Here is a 1,394-nt window from a genome sequence, read left to right as displayed (position 1 = left end):
GAGTATGCAAGTGCTCGAGTGGTCTTATCGGCGCGGCGACTGATTCGGGCTCCAGGAAGCCGGGCGGACTCCTTCCCGCTTCAGGCGCAACGCCCGGTAGAGGATCCGCTTGCGGGCGATGCCCGATGCCGTTCAAGCGTGAACATGCTGGTCATCCCACTTGTGCGCAGATCCAACAGCCGGCTTGTAAACGGAGCCGGCGCTCGCACTTCGCCTGACGTTAACGACTAGGACAGTTTAATCTCTTGACACTAAGAATGCGCTATCGCGATCACTTCTACGACTACCGCGTTTTTCTTCCTTCAATCATATACAGAGGGATTGCAACCAAGGCAAGAATCAATACTGGGACGACGAACCACCCCTTACTAAATCCCAAATCCATCAAACCAAAGATTGCAAAAATGATCATAACGATCATTAAAGCGTAGGCAAAGAGTCTCACTTCTAACCCTCCGGATTCTCGTTGACATACCAGGGGTTGGGCTCTGAATTAGTCTGACATCCTTCGATGGTCCCGACTGCCCCGGCACCAGCAACGCCAAGTCCGAGCCCGAACAGAACGAGCGAGCCTCCGGCGGTGAATGGTGCGGCGACGATCCCCGCCAGACCGAGCACATATATGAACACACCATACGCGCATGTACCGCGCCCGGTCGGGTCGGAACCATTGACCGGGTCGCATCCGACAAACACGTAGCGGTTCGCATTGGAGGGATCGAGTGGGACATCGAGGGTGTCCCGTTCGATCCACTGACCGGTTGCGGAGGACTGCCACCGGTACCCGAACTTCGTGAGTCCGGCGTCGCTGCTACTCGAGCGGATCCCAGTCTTGTACCCGTAGGGGTTCTGCTTCCACTGCGCGCTGGTCTTCCCGTCGGTGACGGTCTCAGCACCGTACGCGCCGTAGCTCACCTTGAACGCGATGTCACCGGTGTCCGTGACCGCGGCGACAGGGTTTCCGATGCCGTTCAGGACGTACATGCTGGTCGTCCCGTCCGTGGTGCGTAGGTCCAGCGGCTGCCCGGTAACGGGGTCGCTCAACACCGACGCGGTGCCAGTGCCAGTGCCTGCGCGGGTGGCGATCACGGGGACGCCGTTCTGGTCGGTGGTGCCATACGTGTAGTCGTACTCGGCACCTCCGTCGGTGGACTGCGAGAGCAGCTTGTTCATGTCGGCCCCTGGTGTACTCGTAGCTGGTCGTGACGCCGTCCTTGGTCGACGAGGTCATCTGCTGCGCGCCGTTGTACGTGTACGTCTCCCCCGGTGCTGCGATGGGGACTGCTGCAGGTTTGGTTGACTCGTTTGACGTGCCCCACGGTCTGGTTACCCGTTTTGCTCTGAAGCTCAGGCGGGGATGGGTGTCGTGGTGAAGCGTAGTTCGTGCTCGATGG

General features: G+C 59.5%; 1 protein-coding gene. It reads right to left on the bottom strand.

The window, feature by feature from the left end; all coding sequences use genetic code 11:
* Window positions 1–447: 447 nt before the first annotated feature.
* On the bottom strand, window positions 448–1,173 hold the full coding sequence (locus ITJ56_RS18080) for an RHS repeat-associated core domain-containing protein (RefSeq protein ID WP_194632017.1): 726 nt from the start codon (window positions 1,171–1,173) through the stop codon (window positions 448–450).
* Window positions 1,174–1,394 lie beyond the last annotated feature (221 nt).

Origin of the sequence: Curtobacterium sp. VKM Ac-1376 (assembly GCF_015351025.1) — a bacterium.
Lineage (GTDB): Bacteria > Actinomycetota > Actinomycetes > Actinomycetales > Microbacteriaceae > Curtobacterium.
This window is presented reverse-complemented; position numbering and strand designations above follow the sequence as displayed.